Annotated in this window: 1 pseudogene; it reads right to left on the minus strand. The window is 65.6% G+C overall.

Annotation, left to right across the window (positions count from 1 at the left end):
• Positions 1-224, minus strand: a pseudogene (locus E5W87_RS32980) (ABC transporter substrate-binding protein); the annotation flags it as partial.

Genomic DNA, 224 nt, shown 5'->3' on the forward strand with positions numbered 1-224 from the left:
TTTCGGGGTCGACCGGATTGATGCGCTTCTTGTCGGCGGGGATCAGCGCGTCGGCCGCCGGATTGGCCGGACCCTGACCGAGCTTGTCGAACATCACCAGCTGCTTTTGCGGGTCCTGGGCGCTGGCGATGAACTTCATCGCCGCGTCCTTGCCGCCCGGGTTGCCCTTGAGCACTGCGAGCGCGCCGGGCGAGATCAGGCCCTGGTCCCAGATGAACTTGATC

It is taken from the genome of Mesorhizobium sp., assembly GCF_004962925.1.
In the GTDB taxonomy this organism is placed as follows: Bacteria; Pseudomonadota; Alphaproteobacteria; order Rhizobiales; family Rhizobiaceae; genus Mesorhizobium.